This window comes from Peribacillus glennii (genome assembly GCF_003429105.1).
Classification (GTDB): domain Bacteria; phylum Bacillota; class Bacilli; order Bacillales; family DSM-1321; genus Peribacillus; species Peribacillus glennii.
Genome location: NZ_QVTD01000006.1, coordinates 162,866 through 184,354 on the forward strand (window position 1 = coordinate 162,866; position 21,489 = coordinate 184,354).

General features: G+C 42.7%; 20 protein-coding genes and 2 pseudogenes. 7 read left to right on the top strand and 15 right to left on the bottom strand.

Going from position 1 to position 21,489, the window contains the following annotated elements; all coding sequences use genetic code 11:
• The first annotated feature begins 519 nt into the window (after positions 1-519).
• Together D0466_RS11935 and rnjA are read left to right on the top strand one after the other, a co-directional pair.
• The gene (locus D0466_RS11935; RefSeq protein WP_117322804.1) at positions 520-729 is read left to right on the top strand and encodes a DNA-dependent RNA polymerase subunit epsilon; all 210 of its coding nucleotides are present in this window, start codon (positions 520-522) and stop codon (positions 727-729) included.
• 3 nt (positions 730-732) lie between these two features.
• Entirely contained in the window at positions 733-2,400 is a 1,668-nt protein-coding gene (gene rnjA / locus D0466_RS11940) for a ribonuclease J1 (RefSeq protein ID WP_117322805.1), read from the top strand.
• 265 nt (positions 2,401-2,665) lie between these two features.
• Here the strand turns inward: rnjA and D0466_RS11945 are convergent.
• Positions 2,666-2,856, bottom strand: a pseudogene (locus D0466_RS11945) (hypothetical protein).
• 160 nt (positions 2,857-3,016) lie between these two features.
• Between D0466_RS11945 and D0466_RS11950 the strand changes: the two are divergent.
• Positions 3,017-3,301, top strand: a complete 285-nt coding sequence (locus D0466_RS11950; RefSeq protein ID WP_117322806.1) for a hypothetical protein — start codon at positions 3,017-3,019, stop codon at positions 3,299-3,301.
• 158 nt (positions 3,302-3,459) lie between these two features.
• Positions 3,460-3,779: pseudogene (locus D0466_RS22930) on the top strand (HNH endonuclease); the annotation flags it as partial.
• 459 nt (positions 3,780-4,238) lie between these two features.
• Here the strand turns inward: D0466_RS22930 and D0466_RS11960 are convergent.
• From D0466_RS11960 to D0466_RS12005, 9 genes are all read right to left on the bottom strand, one after another.
• The gene (locus D0466_RS11960; RefSeq protein ID WP_117322807.1) at positions 4,239-4,898 is read right to left on the bottom strand and encodes a potassium channel family protein; all 660 of its coding nucleotides are present in this window, start codon (positions 4,896-4,898) and stop codon (positions 4,239-4,241) included.
• A 359-nt stretch (positions 4,899-5,257) separates the two neighbouring features.
• Positions 5,258-5,710 carry a TlpA disulfide reductase family protein gene (locus D0466_RS11970; protein ID WP_117322809.1) on the bottom strand — a complete coding sequence of 151 codons (453 nt, stop codon included), beginning with the start codon at positions 5,708-5,710 and terminating at the stop codon, positions 5,258-5,260.
• An 89-nt stretch (positions 5,711-5,799) separates the two neighbouring features.
• Entirely contained in the window at positions 5,800-6,342 is a 543-nt protein-coding gene (locus D0466_RS11975) for a peroxiredoxin (RefSeq protein WP_117322810.1), read from the bottom strand.
• Between the two features lie 343 nt (positions 6,343-6,685).
• Positions 6,686-7,819, bottom strand: coding sequence for an N-acetyldiaminopimelate deacetylase (locus tag D0466_RS11980; protein ID WP_117322811.1), 1,134 nt, complete (start codon positions 7,817-7,819; stop codon positions 6,686-6,688).
• A gap of 86 nt (positions 7,820-7,905) precedes the next feature.
• Entirely contained in the window at positions 7,906-8,616 is a 711-nt protein-coding gene (gene dapD / locus D0466_RS11985) for a 2,3,4,5-tetrahydropyridine-2,6-dicarboxylate N-acetyltransferase (protein ID WP_117322812.1), read from the bottom strand.
• 101 nt (positions 8,617-8,717) lie between these two features.
• The gene (locus D0466_RS11990) at positions 8,718-9,596 is read right to left on the bottom strand and encodes a LysR family transcriptional regulator (RefSeq protein WP_117322813.1); all 879 of its coding nucleotides are present in this window, start codon (positions 9,594-9,596) and stop codon (positions 8,718-8,720) included.
• A gap of 66 nt (positions 9,597-9,662) precedes the next feature.
• Complete coding sequence (locus D0466_RS11995; protein WP_407675632.1) at positions 9,663-11,180, bottom strand: MDR family MFS transporter; 1,518 nt, start codon at positions 11,178-11,180, stop codon at positions 9,663-9,665.
• Positions 11,181-11,243: 63 nt separating this feature from the next.
• The gene (gene cbpB / locus D0466_RS12000) at positions 11,244-11,681 is read right to left on the bottom strand and encodes a cyclic-di-AMP-binding protein CbpB (RefSeq protein ID WP_117322814.1); all 438 of its coding nucleotides are present in this window, start codon (positions 11,679-11,681) and stop codon (positions 11,244-11,246) included.
• Positions 11,682-12,115: 434 nt separating this feature from the next.
• Positions 12,116-12,355, bottom strand: a complete 240-nt coding sequence (locus D0466_RS12005; protein WP_117322815.1) for a YkuJ family protein — start codon at positions 12,353-12,355, stop codon at positions 12,116-12,118.
• A gap of 185 nt (positions 12,356-12,540) precedes the next feature.
• On the opposite strand from D0466_RS12005, the gene D0466_RS12010 reads away from it, so the two are divergent.
• Complete coding sequence (locus D0466_RS12010) at positions 12,541-13,503, top strand: MBL fold metallo-hydrolase (protein ID WP_117322816.1); 963 nt, start codon at positions 12,541-12,543, stop codon at positions 13,501-13,503.
• An 80-nt stretch (positions 13,504-13,583) separates the two neighbouring features.
• Positions 13,584-13,820, top strand: coding sequence for a glutaredoxin family protein (locus tag D0466_RS12015; RefSeq protein ID WP_117322817.1), 237 nt, complete (start codon positions 13,584-13,586; stop codon positions 13,818-13,820).
• Between the two features lie 89 nt (positions 13,821-13,909).
• Here the strand turns inward: D0466_RS12015 and D0466_RS12020 are convergent, their stop codons facing one another.
• The 4 genes from D0466_RS12020 to D0466_RS12035 all read right to left on the bottom strand — a co-directional run bounded on the left by D0466_RS12020 (position 13,910) and on the right by D0466_RS12035 (position 17,805).
• Positions 13,910-14,140, bottom strand: a complete 231-nt coding sequence (locus tag D0466_RS12020) for a hypothetical protein (RefSeq protein ID WP_233522626.1) — start codon at positions 14,138-14,140, stop codon at positions 13,910-13,912.
• A gap of 69 nt (positions 14,141-14,209) precedes the next feature.
• Positions 14,210-15,418 (bottom strand): EAL domain-containing protein, encoded by a 1,209-nt coding sequence (locus D0466_RS12025; RefSeq protein WP_117322818.1) that lies wholly within the window; start codon positions 15,416-15,418, stop codon positions 14,210-14,212.
• Positions 15,419-15,671: 253 nt separating this feature from the next.
• Positions 15,672-15,881 (bottom strand): hypothetical protein, encoded by a 210-nt coding sequence (locus D0466_RS12030; RefSeq protein ID WP_117322819.1) that lies wholly within the window; start codon positions 15,879-15,881, stop codon positions 15,672-15,674.
• 67 nt (positions 15,882-15,948) lie between these two features.
• Positions 15,949-17,805, bottom strand: coding sequence for an SLC13 family permease (locus D0466_RS12035; RefSeq protein WP_117322820.1), 1,857 nt, complete (start codon positions 17,803-17,805; stop codon positions 15,949-15,951).
• A 308-nt stretch (positions 17,806-18,113) separates the two neighbouring features.
• On the opposite strand from D0466_RS12035, the gene D0466_RS12040 reads away from it, so the two are divergent.
• Complete coding sequence (locus D0466_RS12040; RefSeq protein WP_117322821.1) at positions 18,114-18,974, top strand: metallophosphoesterase; 861 nt, start codon at positions 18,114-18,116, stop codon at positions 18,972-18,974.
• Between the two features lie 194 nt (positions 18,975-19,168).
• Here D0466_RS12040 and D0466_RS12045 read toward each other — a convergent pair whose 3' ends face one another.
• A complete protein-coding gene (locus D0466_RS12045; protein WP_233522627.1) occupies positions 19,169-21,295 on the bottom strand; it encodes a bifunctional diguanylate cyclase/phosphodiesterase in 2,127 nt (708 codons plus the stop codon).
• Positions 21,296-21,489: the final 194 nt, after the last annotated feature.

A 21,489-nucleotide genomic window follows, 5' to 3' on the forward strand; every position in this document is an offset into this window, starting at 1 on the left:
GGGTTTCATGTCAAGAAAACATACCTGTATCCCAATATATTTTCCAATATTAGTAATGAAAAGACTGCGTAAACTTTACATATACTTGGAATACAAAATCAACATACTAAGAACGAAGCTTCCGAGATTTTACGCCAACCTGCGGTATTTGTAAAACCAGAGAAAATTTTGCCGATAAATCCGCTTTTGCCCATAAAGACTTATTTACTTTATTTCATATTCCATTAAAATAAAAGATAAGGGGAGCGTGATCCGCCATGTTGAAAAAGCTGCGCAAGAAGCTGCAAAAACAATGGAATGGATTATTAAGAAAGAAGTCAATCGCATAAACTTTTGCTTATCGGCCCTTCAAAAACTTGCGGAGGGCCTATTCTTATTGTACAGTCTTTAAGTGTCCATCTTTTTTCCATTAAATGAAATTCTTACATTACCTGACAGACGATAGGAAAACATGAAAAAATTGTTGTTTTTATATATAATGAAAAAAGCAATTAATTAGAGGATAGGAGAGATATTATCATGATTTTTAAAGTTTATTACCAAGCGGATGCATCAGAAGTTGCCATTCGTGAGCATACTAAAACCATGTATATAGAGGGAGAATCAGTGAGGGATGTGCGCCTGAAGATCAAGCAGGAGCCTTTCAACATTGAATTCATCCAGCCAGTAACCGGCGCATATCTGGATTACGAAAAGCAAAATGAACACTTTAAAGTATTGGAGCTATAAAAAATGAAATTTGTAAAAAACGATCAAACGGCCGTTTTTGCCCTGGGCGGTTTAGGCGAAATCGGGAAAAATACTTATGCAGTACAGTTTCAGGATGAAATTATTGTCATTGATGCCGGCATTAAATTTCCAGAGGACGAACTTCTTGGCATCGATTATGTCATTCCTGATTACAGCTATTTAGCAAAAAATGTAGAAAAGATTAAAGGCCTGTTCATTACGCATGGCCATGAAGACCATATAGGAGGAATCCCTTACCTTTTAAGGGAAGTGAACATTCCTGTTTATGGAGGGAAGCTTGCCCTGGGATTATTGAGAAACAAACTGGAAGAGCACGGCCTGCTCCGTCAGACAAAGATGATCGAAATCCAGGAAGATGATGTAATCAAGTTCAGAAAAACGTCCGTAAGCTTCTTCCGGACAACCCATAGCATCCCGGACTCATATGGTATCGTAGTGAAAACACCTCCGGGCCAAATCGTTCATACGGGAGATTTCAAATTCGACTTTACCCCAGTTGGCGAACCAGCCAACCTCACAAAAATGGCGGAAATCGGCAAAGAAGGCGTGCTATGTCTGCTTTCGGACAGCACAAACAGTGAGGTTCCGCATTTTACGATGTCAGAAAGGCGCGTCGGCGAGACGATTGACAATATCTTCCGCAAGGTGGATGGCCGCATCATTTTCGCTACATTCGCGTCGAATATTCACAGGCTGCAACAGGTTGTCGAGGCTGCCGTAATAAACGGACGCAAAATAGCCGTTTTTGGCCGAAGCATGGAAGCGGCGATTAATATCGGCCTTGACCTAGGATATATCCGCGCACCGAAGGATACCTTCATTGAAGCGCAGCAAATCAACCGGATACCTGCAAACCGTGTAACAATCCTTTGTACAGGAAGCCAGGGTGAGCCTATGGCAGCCCTGTCCCGTATCGCCAACGGAACTCACAGGCAAATCCAGATCATTCCGGGGGATACGGTTGTCTTTTCGTCCTCTCCCATTCCGGGAAATACGATCAGCGTATCGCGGACAATCAATATGTTATACCGCGCCGGTGCCGAAGTCATCGCCGGCAAGTTAAGCGACATCCATACCTCAGGCCACGGTGGGGAGGAAGAGCAAAAGCTCATGCTCCGTTTGATCAAGCCGAAATTCTTTATGCCAATCCACGGTGAATACAGAATGCAGAAAATGCATTCAAAACACGCCATAGATTGCGGCGTGCCTGAAGAGAATTGTTTCATCATGGATAATGGAGAAGTGCTTGCACTAAGCGACAATTCCGCACAAGTTGCCGGAAAAATACCTTCAGGCAATGTGTACATTGACGGAAGCGGTATCGGGGATATCGGAAACATCGTTCTGCGCGACCGCCGGATTCTCTCCGAAGAAGGACTTGTCGTAGTCGTTGTAAGCATAAATATGAAAGAATTCAAGATCTCCGCCGGACCGGACATCATCTCCCGTGGTTTTGTCTATATGAGGGAATCCGGGGACCTGATTAATGATGCCCAAAATTTAATCCAAAAGCACTTAAACAGGGTGATGGAAAGAAAAACAACCCAATGGTCAGAAATCAAAAACGAAATTACAGATACACTTGCACCATTCCTTTACGAAAAAACAAAACGCCGGCCGATGATTTTGCCGATTATCATGGAAGTGTAATATTAGAAAAACTCGTCGATTGGCGAGCCTTTTGTAAAGGCGAAGACAGAGGCACAGTTAGGCCCACAGGTCTGGGTCACAAAGGCGCTGCTACGGGACGTTGCGTAACTTAGCCTGTACTGTGCCTTATGCAGGCAAGAAAGTTATATAGTTTCTTACCTGCAAAAAAAACCCGCTCTGCCAATAGAGCGGGTTTTTTCTCATCTCCAAGCCCGTAGTGGTACGAGCCTATTGGTTAGGCTTTTTATTTACAACCAATTGTTAGTCAAATGCTTTTTTTCATTCCGCAGTTTCTACATTTTCTAAGGAACTTATTATCTTTGGCAAGAACTTTTAAACATTGTGTGACCACAGTTATCATCGTCCATAATTAACATCAGGATTTTTTTTATAGTCATAGATAATGGTTGTGTCATAGCCGTTGTATTCTTTTGTTTCTTCCGTCAATGTAATCATCTTCGTTTTTTTAATAATATAAATGCTTCATTAAGGATATTTTCTTTCCATTTATTTTTATCCGGTTAAAAAATGGTTGATTTAATGAAGACAAGCACCCTCTCACTGATGAAGAGTCAAGCATATAAATACAGTAGTAAAAAGGAAAGGGGGAAAAAATATGTCATATTGTTACGATAAAGATTACGACATTATGGAAAAAAAGGCTAAGGAAATTTTAGCTTTTATCCAAACGCAGAAGCAGCAACAAGCTCAAGCACAAGCACAGGCTCAAAGCAACGTTGACACTGATACTGTATCAAACAAAGTTGAAAACAATGCTCAAGTAAATGTTAAAGTGGACTTCGATATTTTGATTGTGCTCATTGTGTTTCTTTTTGCCAATAAGGACCACGATAAGCATGACTTATCCCAATTGATGGATATGGTAAAATCCTATAAATAATATAACATGGATAGAAGGCGTGACTGCTTTGTCAGGGTCCGCTTTCTATTTTTTCAGGGACAAGGGTCAACTGCTTGTCGGTTAAACTCATATATCATATCAAAGCGCTTATCCAATGGGTAGGCGTTTTTTTGGAGTAATAACTCTTTGAATGAGTAAAAGTCCGAGAACAGAAGCGTAAGTTTTATGACAGTGGAGCGAGGAAGTAGTTACGTGCGGAAGTAAAGCATCGTGACAACTAGGAATGTCAAGAATGTAAACGGTAAGGCATAGTTCGTATTGATACGAACAAATATAGCCAAAGTGCTAAGCGAAGAAGATTCAGTTAGTCGTTCACCATATAAAAGAACTGCAACACTACCCGGAACTTGCACTGGATATTGATAATCTTGAAACTGTTTGTGTTGAGTGTCATATCAAAAAACGCAACAGGGATTTTGGGCAGAAGGAAAACAAATGGTGCGATGAACGCTGGTAGAAATACCCCGCTCAAAATATGTCAGGATTTTTCCGGCAACGGGCACCGGGGAGGGGACTCGATTTTCCAGATTTAACACTATATATCACTTGTGGAATACTGTATCTCAAATAAAGTCAACAGTAAAGTTGGCTTTTTTCTGTCCTCATGTAAACAAGTATTTGGCATTGGGCTGTCTCATTCTAGAAAAATCAAGAAACTGCTCGATGGGGGCAACCCGACATTCTTCCTGGATACCATGCTATAAAAGTATAATACGCATTGATAATTAAAATCATGGGCTTTGGTTCATGGTAAGATTCGATTGCAAAGGCCAAGGAGAAAGCAAGCTTTCCCGTGGCCTATCAGTTGGATCAACCTTTCAGCTTTACTGAAAAACATTTGAATCCCAGGTTTCACATGAATGAGCAAAAAGTATATGCTGAGTTCTAAATTCTTAAATTCAAACATATATAGTTGCTATTGAAGGACTTTTTTCTCGAATCGGTTGATATCGCTATCAGCTCCGATGACGATCAGTATATCCCCTTTTTTAATAAGGTCATTCGCCTGGGGAGAAACAATAATTTCATTCCCTCTTTTAATCGCTACGATGTTAATCCCGTACCTGGCCCGGACATCCATTTCGATGATCGAACGGCCGTCCATTTTTTCACTTGCAACGATTTCCACGATTGAATGTTCATCGGATAGTTCTAAATAATCGAGGACATTATTGGATGAGATATTGTGGGCGATCCGGCGTCCCATATCCCGTTCCGGATGGACAACATGGTCAGCGCCAATCTTTCGCAGCACTTTTTCATGATAATCATTTTGAGCCTTCACCGTTACATTGGTCACGCCTAATTCCTTCAACATTAACGTAGTCAAGATACTGGCCTGGATATTATCGCCGATTGCGACGATGACATGGTCAAAATTGCGGATCCCGAGGCTTTTCAGGACATTTTCGTCAGTCGTGTCACCCACAACTGCATGCGAGGCAATCATCGCAAATTCATTTACCCTGTCCTCATCCATATCAATAGCCAAAACTTCCATTCCTTCTTCGGCTAGGGCCCTGCATATGCTCCCGCCAAAGCGTCCCAATCCGATAACAGCGAACTCTTTTTTCACGACGTTACCTCCAGAAATGCGTTAACTTTAAACATGATGATATTTTATCACATAACCATTTGTTTAAGCAGCTATATAATATAAAGTAAAAATTACACTTTGAAAAAAAATACTGTTGATTGGCTCGCGAGAAGCTAGCTTTCTCTTGGACGATGCAGTTGGATCAACCTTTCAGCTGTGCTAAAGGGCATATTAAAAGCCTGGTTCACCATCCCCAAGCCAGAAATCTCCGGGAAATCTGTAATGCATAAATTCAACATATTTAGATAGTATATATCATCAGCCGTCAAGCCAGGAAAAGCTTTTCCAACGGCCAAAAAAAAGCTGATGAAATCTCCATCAGCTTACCTTATCACTATTTAAGCTTTCTCATTTTCATCAAGCACGCGATTCACACGCTTTTCGAGCATCTTCATTCCGCTTCCTCCAGCCTGAAAGTGGCGAAGTTTTCCTTCTTTATCGAAAACATAATAAGCGGGAACGTATTGGTTTTGGAACGCATCATTCAGCTTCAATTCGCTGTCAACAAAAATCGGCTGGCTGATTCCATGTTCCTCTGCCGTGTTTTTGATATCATCAAGATCCAAATCTTTTTCAGAACGGGGCATATGGACAGCCACAACGTTCAATTTATCTTTGTAGTTATCCCTGAATTCATTTACTTGTGGCATAGCTTCTTTACATAAATGGCAGCTTACTGACCAGAAATGTATCAGTGTAGGCTTTTCACCGACCAATTCATCTTTGGTAACTTCTCTGTTTAGCCAAGCTGTTGCTCCAGTTAATTCAGGCATTAATTCACGTAATTTCATTCCTGCACCTCCATAAAATCTATGTCACTATTCTATTTAAAAAAGGCCTAACATGGGAGTTAGGCCCTTTATTCAATTTCAATGCCGGATTAAAGTGTTTCTTGGCCAGGTCTCCAGTTAGCCGGGCACAGTCCGCCTGTTTGAAGAGCTTGTAGAACACGAAGGGTTTCATCCACGTCACGGCCGATGTTATTGTGGTTAACCACCGAATACATTAATTCACCCTCTGGGCTGATGATGTACAAGCCGCGAAGCGCAACACCTTCTTCTTCAATTAACACGCCGTATTCACGGGAAACAACGTGGTTTGTATCAGCAGCCAATGGATAATTAAGATCTCCTAGGCCATTGTCCTTGCGGTCAGTGTTAATCCATGCTAAATGTGTATGAATAGTATCGGTTGAAACACCGATTACTTCTGCATCAAGATCGTCAAATTCTTCGAAACGGTCACTCATCGCAGTAATTTCTGTCGGACACACGAAAGTGAAGTCCATTGGATAGAAGAATAATACAGTCCATTTGTCATTTTTCATATTTTCTTCTAAACTAACTTTGCCAAACTCCTTATTGGCCATTACAGCATCCATCTCAAAACGAGGCGCTTGTTTTCCTACCATACGCTCTGGCATCAAGAAATCCCTCCAAGTAAGTATTTTTCACCAGAGAATCCAGTTAAAGAATTCCCATCTATGTTTGTTTCGGGCAGTTAACAATATAGACAAGCAAAAATTGAGAATCGACCCTTCATTAATAGCTGTTAAGAAGGTGTTATCATCAATACCAGCTAATCCACTTTCTCAGCTTACCCTTGTTTGGTGCGTCCTAATCGAAAATGAGACAAAATCATACTTTTTTCGACTTTATTATTTTATCATTTACGCTGGCGGTGAACAAACTATTTGCATTTCAATTTTTCATTACCTTTTTGTAACAAAATCGTATTCACAGGTAACAAGCAGATTAAGCGTATGATTATTTTGCAGAGCCTTTGAACGTGAAGTATTCTTTCAAAAGTGATATTGCCTTTCCTATCGCCCTTTCATCAGGCGACAGCTTCGCGTGATGCAGGCCGTATTCTGAATCTACTCCCAGCCAAAACATAAAACCCGGGATTTCTTTCAGCATATAGCCAAAGTCCTCACCTGTCATCGCTTCCCGGCATTCATGGACGGTAATGCCGGCAATACTATTTGCAAACTCCATAAATTCCCTTGTGAGCGTTTCTTCATTGTATACCTGATGGTACATACTGCCATAATCGATGGTAACCTCACACCCGTATGCGGTCCTGATACCTTCGACAAGCTGCTCGATACGCTTCTTGACCTTCTCCATGGAAGCAACCGATAATGTGCGGATTGTTCCTTCCAGCCTCGCCGTTTCTGCGATGATGTTCTGAACTGTCCCGCCTGTGATTTTGCCAACGGTAATGACAGCTGAATCCAACGGGTTTATGTTTCGGGAGATAATCGTTTGAAGCTGGCCGACAAGCGTACAGGCTGCAACTACCATATCGTTTGTTTCATGCGGATACGCGGCATGGCCTCCCTTTCCCTTCAGGTCAATAAAAAGCTCGGATGTGTTGGCGAACAGCAATCCTTCCTTGATGGCGATGGTCCCGACAGGATATTCGGGGGCGATATGGAGCGCTGTTATGATATCAGGCTTCCATTCCTTCATGATATCCGTTCCCAGCATCGGCTCTGCTCCCCCTGGCCCCTCTTCGGCAGGCTGGAAAATAAACAGCAGATTATCATCAATGGGATGGTAAATGAAATGGGTCAGGACTCCGAGGGCAATGCTCATATGGAAATCATGGCCGCATGCATGCATGAATTCCCCATGTTCTGATGCAAATGTGAGTCCAGTTTCCTCTTTGATCGGCAACCCGTCGATATCCGTACGATACCCAATCGTCTTTGACGGATTGTGCCCATGGATTTTAGCAAAAATCCCCGTTTTCCAAGTCTTTATTTCTAGCCGGTCAGATGACAGGCCTTTTAAATAATTCAATAAGTACTGCTGTGTTTTAAATTCCTGAAAACCCGGTTCAGGAATTTTATGTAAATCCCTTCTTATCGCAACAAAAGAATGACCTTCTTCCATTTTATGTTTCCTCCTTATAAAGAAGGCGTGGATCATGGATCCACGCCTGTCCCAACTTTATGAATCGCCGCGGGGAAACCAATCCCTTATAATTGGCGAAGCTCTTGCATAATTTCTGTTTTCGATTTCGTTTTCTCATCTATTTCCTTGATTACTTTTGCAGGCGCTCCTGCAACGACTGAGTACGGAGGAACATCCTTTGTTACGATGGCACCAGCTGCAACTACAGAACCCTTTCCAATCGTGACGCCTTCAAGTACCACAGCGTTAGCTCCAACCAACACATCATCTTCAACAATAACCGGTTTAGCAGAAGGCGGCTCAATTACACCCGCAAGAACTGCGCCTGCTCCGATGTGGCAGTTTTTCCCGACTGTTGCCCGTCCGCCAAGGATTGCGTTCATATCGATCATTGTGCCTTCACCGATCACGGCACCGATATTAATCGAAGCGCCCATCATAATAACGGCATTATCACCGATTTCCACCTGGTCACGGATAATGGCACCAGGCTCGATTCTTGCTGTTATTCCTTTCAGGTCAAGCAACGGAATCGCAGAATTTCTGCGGTCGTTTTCGACAACAAAATCCTCGATCAGGGATTGATTGGCGTTGATCGCTTCACTGATGTCTGCCCATTCCCCAAAGATGACGCCAGTGTTTCCGGTAATGAACGTTTTTGCATTCTCGCCAAAGTTAATGCCTTCAAGCTGGCCTTTTACATAAACCTTGACCGGTGTCGACTTTTTGCTGTTTTGAATAAAAGAAATAATCTCATTTGCATCCATCATTTTCATGTGTAAGGATTCCCCCTGATATGTATAATTGCTTTTTATAATTTACCAAAACAAAGCATGAAAAATCAAGCAAGAATGGCATTTTCCTGTTTTTATGCGCTTTAATGCTTTTCACGTATATGTTCCTGTACAATCCCGGTAAAAGCCTGGACCTGTTTTAATTGAAAGGAAGATTCATAACCGCACAGCCATGTATCCCGTTCCAAATAATGATTATGTTCATCAAACAATGGGATCTTAAAAATATTTTCATCTTTATCATGCAGTGTAATCGCCGGGAGTATCGCATATCCGATCCCATTGAAAACCATCTGCTTGCAGGTTTCGATCTGGTCGACCACAATCGTGTTTTTGGGAGCCGTCTGAAAGTGGCGAAACCACCAATCCTGGATTTCTTGATAATAATTGGAATCGCTCTTAAATTGAATAAATGGCCGGTCGGTTTCCAAAACCTGCTCAAGTCTGACCATTTCTGTATCCACAAGATAAAGCATGTCTTTGAATAAATGCTTTTTAACACCTTTCCAGTCCGGCGTACCCCTAATAATCCCGATATGGGCCTGCCCATCATAAAGCGACCTTAAAATCTCACTGCTCCAGCCAGTGATCAAAGAAATTTTCGCATGCGGATATGTTTGCACGAATTTCTTCAATACTTTCGGCAGCCAGTTTTGCCCGACAATAGTGGCACAGGCGATTTTCAATGTCCCATACACTTCATGCTCCATTGCCTGGATACTTTCCTTAATCTTTTCTTCTTTCGCAAGCATCTCATTGGCGAGCCGGACAACCGCTTCCCCAGCCGGAGTCAGGGAAAGACCTTTTTGCGAGCGGAGAAACAATTTCGTCCCCCACTCCTTTTCAATTGTTTGCAGCCTCTGTGACAGTGCCGGCTGTGAGACGAATAATCTTTCCGCAGCCTTTCTCATATTCATTTCCTGGGCGAGCACTGACAATAGCTGGTATTCTGAAAACGACATGGTCTTCACTGCCTTGATTAATATTTTTTATCTTGGATATTTGCCCTCTTTATTCCGGAAAAACCATTAATCCTCTTTCTGTTCCTTCTTTGGCAGAAGAAGCAGCAGGACGAAGCTTATTACCGCAAAAAGGAGAATGATTAGATAGACGGTATGGAGGGAAAGAGTAAGTCCTGACTGCAGAACCTCCACAGCTTTTGCAGGGAGACTCTTTCGCTCTTCGCTGTTTAAGAGAAGGTTTGCGGAATCAATCGTCAAATGTTTACCTGAGCCATTATTTTCAGCCAAATATTCCGCGAGCCGCGAGTTCATGATCCCCCCCAGCAGGGCAGCCCCTACCGTATTCCCGATATTTCTCATGAACATATTCGACGCTGTGGCAATCCCTCTTCTTTCCCAAGTTACTGTATCCTGGATCATGACTATGAAAGATGTCGAGGTAAGCCCCATGCCGATACCAACAAGAAAAGAACCAATTGCCGCAATCAAAGGACCCGCATCCGGAGGCATACAAACCAATACCACGCTTCCCGCGATCAGTGAAACCCCTCCAAGGACAGAAGTAGATTTGAAGCCTATTTTCATAAGCAAGTAACCCGCAATCGTGGAGGCGATCGGCCATCCAATCGACATAGCCGTCAGCGTGAATCCTGCAACCGTCGGGGAACGTTCCATCACACCCTGGACGAACGTCGGAAGAAATGTCGATAGCCCAATGATTATGACTCCAGTAGCAAGAGATACAATGTTTGCAATGAGGATCGATCTTTCCTGCCAAATTTCAAAAGGCATCATCGGTTCGGACACTTTCTTTTCCTGCCTGACAAATAGTGCCAAGGCAGCGGCAGCTAGCGCAGCCAGTCCAATCACCTGAGGGGAAGACCAGGCCCAGTGTACCCCTCCTTCCACTAGAATCAGCATGATTGCACAGACCGCCAGCGTTAGCAGAAAAGCACCCTGATAATCGATGTTCTGTTTTTTCCTTTCGATGTTTTCATGGAGGAAAAGCCAGAGACCCAACATGGATAATAAGCCAAGCGGGATATTGATCCAGAATACGAGCCGCCATGTCAGGGATTCCACAAGGATTCCTCCTAACGCGGGCCCCAAGACGGCGGAGATTCCCCAAACGCTCGATAAATAACCCTGGACACGGGCTCGCTCGTGTTTTTCATAAATATCGCCGATGATCGTGGTTGCTACCGGGGCCACTGCGCCGGCACCGAGCCCCTGGATAAAGCGGTACATGATAAGCTCCTCCATTGAGCCGGCAAATCCGCAAAGCACTGAGCCTATCAAGAAAATGATGATTCCAATCGTTAAAATCGGCTTTCGGCCAAATAAATCGGATAGCTTTCCATATATGAGCACCGTAACAGCATTCATCAATAAATAACCGGAAAACACCCAGGTATACAGGGAAAAACCTCCAAGATCACTGACAATCGCCGGCATGGCTGTCGAAACGATGGTTCCTTCTATGGCCCCCATGAACATGGCCAGCATAATGGCGGCCAGGATAAACGGCCGTTTCAGGATCCTGTTTTCATCCGAGGAAGCGCCTTTTGTTTGTCCCATTTTCATAAATCACACTCACTCGTAAAAATAAACCAGCCCCCGAAATGGAGGCTTTTAAACGGTTTTTTGTTAGTTTTCCTTATTGGTGTCGTAAACCTTTTTCAGGACTGCTCTCCTTGTGAGGATTCCTTCAAAAACACCCTCCTCATTTTCCACACAGACAAAAGCGTGGTCAATCAATAGCTGCAGCCCTTTTTCCATGGCATCCTCCGTACGCAGCCTCGGTATATCCCGATTCATGATTTCCGATACTTTTTTATTTTCCAGCGTTTCGAATTCTATTCTCTGCAATCCTAAAATGGAATCAAGAATTACCGGAGTACTGATCAAGCCTTGAAGCTTATACATCGGATCAAGGACAGGAATGGCCGTGTAACCGCTTTTAGTCAAAACCAGGAGCGCGTGCTCTAAATTATTGGCAACCTGAACGTGGGCAACTCTTTCAGATGGAATCAAAAGGTCCATCACGCTTGTTTCCAGCAGCTCATCATCATGTGTACCGATCATGTTAAAACCCCTTACCATATGCTTGTTTTTTTATTCTCCACTTCTAGTTTATCACAGGAATGGCAAACTTTCTTGTGATAGTTTACATATGGCAAGGAAATATGGGGGCCTAATATATAAGTTGATTTTGGCATTTTTGCAGGAAATATCTTTTCATCCCTTGCTGGTTTCAATGTTCTTCCGTACATAACCGCAGTCTGGGCAATCGTAAATGACGTTTTGGTTGGATTGCGCCGTGAGGACAGCATCCATATTACGCTGGGCCTTACAGACCGGGCATATCACAACCGGCATATCCATATTCATATTGGCATCCCTCCGCCATTAGGTTGTGTATTTAGTAGTATTTCATTCGGAGCCGGTTTTTCCGGCATGAAAAAACCCGCCTGCACTGGTTTTGGCAAAACGGGTTATCAGAAATTATGTTTGGTTGATTAAGACTGAAGCAAATCAAAAATTTCGATGGTAATCATATCGATATTATCAAACTGATATTTCGATGATTTCGTTTTTTCATTGAATACTTCCAATTCGAACATTTCCGTTTTGCTGAAATATGTAACCTGGCATTTCTTCTCTCCATCTATTTCAAAAAAACGCTGAGCCGATTCAGTTTCTTTCGCTTGCTCCTGAAGATTCTTTAATCTGGTAAGGATGCCTTGCAATTGAGACATGTTACCTCCCCTTTCTAATTGAAACCTTTTTCCATAGGTTTCACTATATCATATATTTCTATCCAATAACCACAACCGGCCTGAATTCAGAATAATTCAATTAGTTTTCTTTACAGGGCCTTAATAACAGAATAAAATATTACCTGTAATTTGTACAAGAATAAATGAGTCGGGAGTGTTGTTTTTTGGGGAAAATAATCGAAATTGACAAAAGAATTTCATTAATTGACGGCAATGATTTAAACCGGAAGCTCCGTACAGGGACCTATTTGCTAAGGGAACGGGATATCACGATTGTAGAAACATCCGCGAGCCCATCCATCCCTTATCTTTTAGACGGGCTGTCACAGCTTGGAATCAGTCCGGAGGAGATAAAATACATTATTTTAACGCATATTCACCTCGACCATGCCGGTGGAGCGGGGCTGTTGCTTGATAAATGCCCGAATGCAAGCGTAATTGTACATAAAAAAGGAGCCAGGCACCTGGAAGACCCATCAAGGCTCATTGCAGGAGCAAAGGCTGTTTACGGCGATGATTTTGATACACTTTTTGACCCGATCATCCCAATTCCTCCAGAAAGAATCATCATAAAAGAACACAGGGAAACACTCTCCATCTCAGAAACATCCATACTTACTTTTTTCGACACACCTGGGCACGCAAACCACCATCTCAGTATTTACGATCAGGTCTCAAATGGAATGTTTTCCGGCGATACGGTAGGTATCTATTACAGGGAACTGGATCCGGATGATATTGAATTTTATCTGCCAACCACGTCACCTAACCAATTTAATCCTGGGGCCATGCTTGCTGCTGCAGATCTTTATGAAGACTTGGGAATCGACAAGATTTACTTCGGCCATTTTGGTGCCTCATCCAATCCCGGCCAAGTATACAGGGATTTAAAGTATTGGCTTCCGATTTTTCTTGAAACAGCTGCAGATGCCCATGCAGCAAACGGGGCATTCGAAGATAAGCTATCTTCCCTTTCCGAAGGGCTCTATGACAGGGTAAGGGATTTTTTAAGGCAGAAGGGAATTGCGGACAGCCACCCTGTATATGAAATATTGGCGCTTGACCTGCGGGTATGTTCAATGGGTTTGCTTGACTATTTACTAAAACAGGAACAACTTCAATCTTGAAGCTAAGCAGGAGTTGCCCCCAAATCATTCTTTTTAGAGTATAATGACAGGAGAATGAATGAGAAATTGGAGGCCGATTTATGGAGAAAATCACCTTATATACACAACCAGACTGCCCTCCCTGTAAAATCGTGAAAATGTTCTTGCAGGAATACAATCTGAGTTTCACTGAAAGGGATATAAAAAAAGACAATAAAGCCCGTTCTGAATTAACGGACAAATACGGTTCTTATTCAACTCCGACAACCGTCATTGGCGATACAGTGATAATCGGATTCGACCAGGAAAAATTAAAACAGGCGCTTCGCATTATCTAATAGGCGTCAAAAAAGCCTTCTGGCATCGATCAGAAGGCTTTTTTCTGTTAATCAATTCCATTGCCGCTTGCACTTCTGCCGAGAATGAATCATTTAACAGACCAATATAATATGTATCCTAAAACTAAAATGAAAAAAAGAGCAAATGAAAGGAATACCGGGTTTCGCAAATATGGATGTTGCTGGATCTTTTCATCGATTTGTGTATCATACTCCCCTTTTAGAGCTTTCTGCGTTCTTCCAGCGACCAGCGTGTATACAAGGGAAACAAGGACAATTCCGACAGCAAGAGCCATTAACACCCAGATGAACGTGCTCACGATTCATTCCCTCCAAGGTATATTTATGCTTAGAGTGACTCGGGCCTTTCCATTTTATTCAGACGTGTTTCAAAGAAGCGCTTCATTTTCGTATAGATAAGCGTAAGAAAGGTCCATAAAGAGAAAGTCATCGTTTGTTAACGGATAGGAGAAAGTACGGATCATTTCGCCTGTCTCGATGTCACTGTACAGGTCTGAGAGGATTCCCCTTTTCTCGTACGTCATTTTGATGATGTTTTCCAAAAAATAAGGCCGCCAGCTCCAGTTTTTATTTAGATACTCCTTCTGGATGATCCAGCTTCCGCTCTTGTGCAAGAGGATGTTAGGAGACTTTTGGAACCCTTTTTCATCACAAACATAAAAACGGAAACACATCGATTCCAGGGACTGCGCAAGAGCCATCAACAATTTCTCATAATTATCCAGCTTTTTATGCTTGGTGATTAAGGATTGGATTTCTTGGTTAAAATCCAGCGTTTTTTGATAGATCGCGTTTAATTTCTTTTTTTCATAACCTATGAAGCTTTCACATTCACTGCGGAATTTTTCCATTAGCAGATTTTTATCGATCAAGTTTGCAGAAGGGTGGGCAAGATAAAAACCCTGATAGTAACGGGCGCAGTTCTTCCAGGCAAACATGAGCTGGTGTTCTTGCTCAATATGCTCAAATAACAGATTTGCACCAATCTTTCTTGCCAGCATGCTGAGTGAAAAAAGAATGACCTGATAGGAATCAACGCCAGTTTTCCTAAGTTTATCCAAATTCACCTTCAAAATATGTGGTGATATTTGGGCAATCCGATTCAAATGGCTTTCTTCGCCAAGATGGTCAAGTGCAATTTTTATTCCGTACGTCTTATAGTATGTCAGCAAATGCTGCAATGGCTCCAGGTTATGTGAATAATCCGTATCGGAAATCTCCAGGACAACCCGCTGCATTTGATCCGGTTGCAAATATTTCTTCAGAATATCCAAAAAATTCTCGCCATGGTCAAACAGCAAAAGATTAGGGTCCCGGTTAATGAAAATCAGGAAGTTTTCTTCATTGGCAAGGATTTTCCGAAGGGCTGATTCGAGAACATAATTATCAACATCAATCCTGTATTCTTCCGGAATGGACGGATCCTGAAAGAAAGGTCCAAGGCTGATATGCTCCTTGCCTCTGGAAAACCGGCCGAGTATTTCATAACCGATTACCCGGTGTTCATCCGCACTGAATATCGGCTGGTAAAATGGCTGAATCCTTTCAACTTCCGTCAATATTTCCATAGCATCCATTTAGGTACCTCCTTCACGCTTCCTCACCAAACTCTAATCCCTGGCCAAATCATTGGGAAACTTGGATCGGCTACGCCTTCAGCTAAATTATACCATTGTCTCGAAATAATATATGAACCAGGTGCTTCGCAAAACCAATATGTAAGAACCCTGGGCAGCATAAAAATAAAACCGGTTCCCTGGCTTGATTTTCAGAATGGCCTCCAGTGATCACAAGGAGGATTCTTAAACCACATCCGGGAACAGGTTCCTTTTACTGATGCGCTATGAGTTTGTTAAGCTGCATAAAGGTCTTTAAAATAATCCTTCTTTTATAGTAGCCTCTTTTCTTGACAACCAGGTCATTTAAAACGGCAACAACTTCGCCCGAATCCTCGAAGGTTTCAAATCCGGAAATATGAATCCTGATCAAACCAAGATTAGAGGGGATAAGCAGGATTTCATAAATACGCTCATTTCTCATGTTATCCCTCATTTCTCTCATTTGCCTTGCCATTTCCATGGGAGGGCCCGGATAAAAGCCGCGCAGGTTAGAACGGGAAAAATAGGGGTATGACAAAAATCATGATGATGCCTATGAGGATTTGCAATAAAATCCCAATCAGCGCAAAATCCTTATACTTATATTCTCCAGCCGTCATTGCCAACGCATTGGTAGGGGAGGCAACTGGCGTGGAGAATGCCATGGACGCAGCTATGGCAACGCATAGCAAAAACGGGTAAGGGCTGTAATGCAGCGAGACAGCGCTTAAGAATGCAATGGGCGCAATTAACACAGCAGCGGCAGCATTTGAAATAAATTGGCCAAGCATCATCGTAAGTATATAGAAGCCTGCAAGCAGGGCATAAGGGCCATAACCGCCCAAAATGTCATTGATCCCGCCAGATATGAGTTCCGCCCCTCCCGTCTTTTCAAATGCGTGTGTTATCGGTAGCATCGCTGCAAGAAGGAAGACAGCTTCCCAGTTTATTTGTTGGTACGCCTCCTCAATGGACCTGACACAGCCTGCTGCAATCATCAGGAAAGCGGCAACTAAAACAGACATCACCGGAGGTATGATATCGATCGCAAGCAGAACCAGCATCAACCCCATTATTCCGGCAGCAATCGGTGCTTTCCCTTTCGGAAAGGCCTCTTCCTTAACCTCGGATTCACTGCCAACTACAATGACATCCTGCAAATCCTGGGAAATCCTGTTAATATTCTCCCATTCGCCGTGAATCAAGAGAGCATCACCTGGCTTTAACTGTTCTGTACCCACATCCGCCTGGATATATTCCCCTTTTCGGTTGATCGCGAGAACGCTGCACTGGTATTTTTCACGGAAATGTATGTCTTTTAGTGTCTGGTTTTCATAATCAGAGTGTGGGACAATCAAAATTTCTGTCAAGCCGAATTTGCTGCCGAGGAAATGTTTCCTGATTGCCTCTGCGTTGAAATTTCTCAATTCCAATTCGTAATCCTCTGCCAATCGCTTAACGGATGCCCCCTCTCCAAAAACAAGGATGATATCCTCCGGATGCAGCACTTCATCCGCATTGACTGAAAATGTATGGTTTTGCTCACCCGGAGGAAACTGCATATCTTTTAAATTCCTGGTGATTTCAATAACAGTGATTTCATACTTTACCGGCAGGATAAGATCGGATAACCTTTCGCCCACTATATCTGAATCTGCGGGAATATTAAGGTAGAACAGCCGGTCATAGACCTTGTACATACCAGCAAGCTCCGAAGCGGAAATATCTTTACCGCTATTGTTTGTATTCACGGACTCGTCCGGAAGGAGTTTTCGGCCCAATGTCAACATAAAGATAATTCCGGCCGCAAGGACAACAAGGCCAACCGGAGTGAAATCGAACATACTAAATGGATCGAATCCATTTTCCCTTAACACATCACCCACAATCATGTTAGGAGGAGTTGATATCAATGTCAGGACCCCGCCCAGGCTGCTTGCATACGCGAGCGGAAGCAGAAATCGCGACGGGCTTGTTCTTTGCTTAAGGGCCATGCTTGTCACAATGGGGAGCAGTACAGCAACGGTCGCAGTCCCGCTCAAAAAGCCGCTGGACAGCCCGGCTGCAAGCATCACAATCACAAGAAGCCTTCGTTCACTTCGTGCGCCCATCCTCAGGAAATAGCTGCCAAGCCCTTCGGCAACGCCAGTATTGAAAATTCCCGCACTTACGATATATAATCCCGCAATCATTAATACAACGGGATTGGAAAAGCCTTCCAGAGTCTCCTCGACGGTAAGGACGCCCGAAATTCCCAGCGCTAAAAGGGCCGTCAGGGCGATTAAATCAGATCGGAATTTTCCATGTATGAACATAGCAATAGTTACGACAATGATGATAATTGTAAAAAGCATTGGCTGAGTCATTCTATACCCCCGGGGTTGTCTTGGCAGAAAGGAAAGTTATGAATCTTTCCTTTCTGCATAAATCAGAACACAGACTGTGCCTTCGTCTGTGTGACCCACCTCATGTGGGCCTCACTGCGCCTTTTGTCTTCGCCTTAAAAAGGCTCACCAATCGGCGAGTTTTCTAATATCTGCAAGGATATTTTGTCTCTATATTTTAATATCCCTGTCGCATAAAAGTAATGAAGAAAAGTATAATATATTCTTCTTTTTATGTATATTGTTTGTTAGTATGAGGAAGTAACGTTTTTTTAGATAGGTTGATTATCATGGAAAAGAATATATCACGCAGAACCTTTATAAAACGATCGCTTGCCTCCATCCTTGCTCTCGGCGGGATTGGCATAGGAGGGCGATATTATTCACACGAAATAGAGCCAAAATGGCTCGATATACACACGGTCGAAATAAACAGCCCCCGAGTGCCGAATGGATTCAGCGGCTTCAGGATTGTTCAGTTCAGCGATACACATTTAGGCTTCCAGTTCCAGCTGAAGGATCTTGAATTGACAATCGAAAGGATCAATAAATTAATCCCGGACCTGATCATTTTTACTGGTGACCTGATGGATGCCCCCAATCAATACCCTTCCCAAAAAGAAATCAAGCCTGTTTTAAAAAGGCTCGAGGCCCCGATGGGAAAGCTGTGCATATACGGAAACCACGACCATGGCGGGTATGGTTCGGAAATATACTCCAGCATTATGGAACAATCAGGCTTTCAATTGCTGCGCAACTCGAATAAGAAAATATCGCTTTTAAATGGAGACAATTTATTTATCGCAGGCCTGGATGATGCGATGCTCGGCCGTCCCGATTTCGGAGCAGCACTTAAAGGCATACCCGATGATGCATATACCATCCTGCTTTCACATGCTCCTGATGTAGCCGACATAGCAGCCAAATACAACATTCAGCTCCAGATAAGCGGGCACAGCCATGGCGGACAGGTGCAAATTCCTTTCGTTGGCGCCCTTGTCACACCTCCATTTGCAAGAAAATACAAAGAAGGCACATTCGATATCGGAAAATTGAGGCTGCATGTAAACAGGGGATTGGGCACCACCCGTCTTCCTTACCGTTTTTTGTCCAGACCTGAAATTACGGTGTTTGATTTTAAAGCGAAATGACCTTTCTTTGATTCGGTCCTTCAGTAGATCCCTTTAAACCTATATGTAAATTATATCATTTGAAAAGGAAGGAAAAAACTTCTTTCAAAATTTACCTTCCAAACATATTAAAAAGATATCAAAAACTCTGCAGTAATCCAGCCGGACTGCAGAGTTTTTCTATATTTTCGATTCAAACTTTATTAACGGATTCTTTATACTGGAATGAGGTGCTTGAAAAGTTCTTCAGCCGGTACTGGTTTGCTGAACAGGAATCCTTGTGCTTTCGAGCAATTGGCGTCCTTTAAAAATCCAGCCTGCTCGGTCGTTTCTACCCCCTCAGCAATCACTTCCAGGCCAAGACTATTCGCGAGATGTATAATGGTGTTGGTTATCGCCGCATCCTTTTTATCAAATAGAATTTCTTTCACAAAGGACTGGTCTATCTTCAAGGTATCTAAAGGAAATTGTTTCAGGTAGCTTAAGGAGGAATACCCCGTCCCGAAATCATCAACCGAAATGGATAAGCCGATTTCTTTCATTTGATCCAGGATTTTGATAGTTTCTGCCGTATCCTGCATCGCCCCTTCGGTGATTTCGATTTCCAGGCTTGACGGTTTCAGAGAATACTTTTTTAATAAATACGCGATCCTTTCACACAAGGAAGGCTGCGTGAATTGCTTGGGGGAAAGGTTTACTCCGATTTTGAGCCCGTGAATCCCTTTATCCTCCCAACTCCTTAACTGTCTGCATACTTCTTCGATTACCCAGTCCCCTATACTAATAATTAAACCGGTATCTTCCGCAAGGGGAATGAATTCGCCGGGCGATACAAAGCCCAGTATCGGATTTGCCCATCTTAGCAATGCCTCGAAGCTTGTTGTTTCATTCGTATGGAGATCCACCTGCGGTTGATAGTAAAGGATGAGCTCTCTGTTTTCAATAGCACGGCGTAACTGGGATTCCATCATGACGAGTCCAGGGAAGTGGACGGTCATGCCGGTATTATAAAACTGGTAATGTGCTTTTCCTTTCTCTTTCACCTGATACAAGGCGCCATCGGCTTTCCTTATCAACATTTCACTATCATGTCCATCAAAGGGGTACATACTAATGCCGATGCTCGGTGTAATGAAATATTCCTGGCGCTTTAACTGAAATGGAATATTAAACACCTTGAAAATCTCGGCAACAAATTCATTAACCAGTTCTTCGTCCGTATTTTTCAGGAGGATATTAAACTCATCGCCGCCTTGCCTGTATACTTCAAAGTTTTTGTATTTCATCGACAATAGCCTTTGGCCGACGTTTTTAAGCAGCAGATCCCCGGCCTCATGTCCCATCGTATCATTTAAATACTTAAATCGGTCCAGATCGATATTAAGCAAGGCGAATTCTGTATTTTGCTTTTGATTCTTTTTAATTTCGACTTTCAAATCCCTGATCAATGCTGCCCTGTTCAAGAGACCGGTCAATTGGTCATGGAATGCCATGTAACTGATTATTTCCAAGTTCTCGGTATAGTCGGTAATATCACGCATAATGGCATAAATACCGTCAATTTCCCCATTAATCACAATCGGGACGGTCTTTAAGTGTACCACCAGCTCCGTACCTTTTTTATGGATAAACCTGCATTCAGAAAACTCCTGGGCGTATCCGTCATAGGTTTTCCGGAACATTTTGCGGAATTTGTCACTGTCACGATCATGAAACAGATGGAAAATGGAACGGCCTGTCAATTGCTTCTCGCTATATCCTGTAATATCATATGTAGCGCGATTGGTAGATAATATCACGCCTTTTTCATTTAAGGAAAAAATGGCATCAAGGTTATGGTCGATTACCGATCTATAGCGTTGCTGGCTCTCGATAATCCGTTTTTTTTCGCCCACCGATTCGGTTATATCCCTTGCTGCACACACGATATAACTGATTTTTCCATACTCATCCTTGATAGCATTGAAAATGGACTCGCTGAATAAGTAAGTACCATCCTTTTTCTTTATCTTTTCTGTGAACTGTACATCTTCCTCCCCGTTAAAAAAACGGGAACATTCGAGGTAGATTTGCCTAGAGATTTTTTTCGGGAGCACTTCCTCAATCAGTTTGCCTATGCTTTCCTTCGTCATCCCTTCAATTTGTAAAGCGTTTTCATTTGCGAACAAATAACGGAACTTTGGGCCTTCTTCAACCTTGATGATGAATAGCAGGTCTTTTACATGATTAAAAATGATATCAAATATAATTCCTTCGATTTCCCGGCTATTTCTAGAGAATTGAAGCTCATTCTTCAAGATTTTCCTTAAATGGTCCATTATATCCACCCTTATAGTTTTCATTGCTTGTCCGCCGATATATCTTGCTCGTTGCCTAAAACTATTTAACTATAAAATTTGCATAGATATTGAAAAAAATATGGCATATTTGGTAATATTTATGCGTTTTTCATATTATAAAAGAATTCAACCAGCTTGAAAAGCCTCCTGCTGTAAAAAAGGTTTTCAAGAATAAACGGGTCCTCTCCCCTTTTACA

Excerpts from the sequence above, each read along its gene's own strand:
- rnjA (WP_117322805.1), top strand. The coding sequence starts at position 733 with ATGAAATTTGTAAAAAACGATCAAACGGCCGTTTTTGCCCTGGGCGGT.
- D0466_RS12005 (WP_117322815.1), bottom strand. The coding sequence starts at position 12,355 with ATGTCTCAATTGCAAGGCATCCTTACCAGATTAAAGAATCTTCAGGAG.
- D0466_RS12015 (WP_117322817.1), top strand. The coding sequence starts at position 13,584 with ATGGAGAAAATCACCTTATATACACAACCAGACTGCCCTCCCTGTAAA.
- D0466_RS12035 (WP_117322820.1), bottom strand. The coding sequence starts at position 17,805 with ATGACTCAGCCAATGCTTTTTACAATTATCATCATTGTCGTAACTATT.
- D0466_RS11950 (WP_117322806.1), top strand. The coding sequence starts at position 3,017 with ATGTCATATTGTTACGATAAAGATTACGACATTATGGAAAAAAAGGCT.
- D0466_RS11995 (WP_407675632.1), bottom strand. The coding sequence starts at position 11,180 with ATGAAAATGGGACAAACAAAAGGCGCTTCCTCGGATGAAAACAGGATC.
- D0466_RS11990 (WP_117322813.1), bottom strand. The coding sequence starts at position 9,596 with ATGTCGTTTTCAGAATACCAGCTATTGTCAGTGCTCGCCCAGGAAATG.
- D0466_RS12025 (WP_117322818.1), bottom strand. The coding sequence starts at position 15,418 with ATGGATGCTATGGAAATATTGACGGAAGTTGAAAGGATTCAGCCATTT.
- dapD (WP_117322812.1), bottom strand. The coding sequence starts at position 8,616 with ATGAAAATGATGGATGCAAATGAGATTATTTCTTTTATTCAAAACAGC.
- cbpB (WP_117322814.1), bottom strand. The coding sequence starts at position 11,681 with ATGATCGGTACACATGATGATGAGCTGCTGGAAACAAGCGTGATGGAC.
- D0466_RS11970 (WP_117322809.1), bottom strand. The coding sequence starts at position 5,710 with ATGAAATTACGTGAATTAATGCCTGAATTAACTGGAGCAACAGCTTGG.
- D0466_RS12030 (WP_117322819.1), bottom strand. The coding sequence starts at position 15,881 with ATGAGAAATGAGCGTATTTATGAAATCCTGCTTATCCCCTCTAATCTT.
- D0466_RS11935 (WP_117322804.1), top strand. The coding sequence starts at position 520 with ATGATTTTTAAAGTTTATTACCAAGCGGATGCATCAGAAGTTGCCATT.
- D0466_RS12040 (WP_117322821.1), top strand. The coding sequence starts at position 18,114 with ATGGAAAAGAATATATCACGCAGAACCTTTATAAAACGATCGCTTGCC.
- D0466_RS11980 (WP_117322811.1), bottom strand. The coding sequence starts at position 7,819 with ATGGAAGAAGGTCATTCTTTTGTTGCGATAAGAAGGGATTTACATAAA.
- D0466_RS12045 (WP_233522627.1), bottom strand. The coding sequence starts at position 21,295 with ATGAAAACTATAAGGGTGGATATAATGGACCATTTAAGGAAAATCTTG.
- D0466_RS11975 (WP_117322810.1), bottom strand. The coding sequence starts at position 6,342 with ATGCCAGAGCGTATGGTAGGAAAACAAGCGCCTCGTTTTGAGATGGAT.